The organism is Thermus sp. KWY1 (assembly GCF_057547025.1).
The window spans coordinates 1-1127 of the sequence record NZ_BAAJPG010000019.1 but is presented as its reverse complement, the minus strand read 5'-3'; the positions used below and the strand labels follow the sequence as shown (position 1 = coordinate 1127).

General features: G+C 66.2%; 1 pseudogene. It reads left to right on the top strand.

The features are described 5' to 3' along the window. Window positions 1-205: 205 nt before the first annotated feature. Window positions 206-1127 (top strand): annotated as a pseudogene (locus tag AC27GT_RS06490) (ISAs1 family transposase); the annotation flags it as partial.

Sequence of the window (1127 nt, the reverse complement as noted above, 5' to 3'; positions counted from 1 at the left end):
CCGTGGGCCCTTAGCATCTTGACCCTCAAAGGCCGCTCATCACGGCCTCCAACTACCTATCCTCCACCCCAGCTTTCAAGATCCCCCGCCGCCCCTTCAGGCAGCGCAAAGAAAAAACTACCAGACCAACACAAGACTGTCAAGGGGGGCCGTGGGGGTAGGCCTCAGACTTGACCGATATGCGGCCTTGGGGTAAAGAGGGGGCATGACCCTACGCGAGGCCTTGTCCCAAGTCCCCGACCCCAGGGCCCGCAACCGGCGGTATCCCTTGTGGGGCTTGTTGGCCCTCATCTTGGTGGCCTTTCTCGCCCGCGTGGACTCCCTGCGCGGCGTGGAACGTTTCGCCCGGGCCAACCCTCACCTCTTGCCCCACCTGGGCCTGCGCAACCCCCCGGGCCACACCATCCTCACCCTCCTCCTTCACCGTCTGGACCCAAAGAAACTCCAGGAGGCCCTCCTCCAGGTCTTCCCCGAGGTGGACCTGGGAGGGGTTCTGGTGGTGGACGGGAAGCACCTCCGGGGAAGCGGCAAGGGGAAGAGCCCCCAGGTCAGGCTCGTGGAGGTCCTGGCCCTGCACCTCAAGACCACCCTGGCCCAGGCCCGGGTGGAAGGGAGGGAGGACCAAGCGCTTCTGGAGCTCCTGGACCGCCTGGGGGCGGAGGGGCTCAAAGGGAAGGTAGTGGTGGGGGACGCGGGGTACCTGTACCCGGAGGTGGCGGGGAAGGTGGTGGAAAAAGGGGGGCATACCTCTTCGTCCTGAAGGCCAACCAGGGGGAACTGCTGGAGTGGGCTCTGGAGGTATTCAAGGGGATGGAGGAAAGGCGGCTTCCCGGGGAGACGGAGTCAGCTTGGGAGGTGGTGCGGGACGGGGAGGTGTGGACCTACCGGGTCTGGGCTTCCCCTTATCTGCCGGATGCGCTCTTGGCCTTTCCCGGGTGCCGACAGGTGGTGCGGGTGGAGCGGGAGGTGGTGCACAAGGGGACGGGGGAGGTACGGCGCGCGGCGAGCTACGCCCTCACCAGCTTGGGAGCCGAGGAGGCGGACGCGAGGCGGCTTGGGGAGCTTCTCCTTTCCCGGTGGGAGGTGGAGAACCGGTCCTTTTGGGTACGGGACGTCCTCCTCCATGA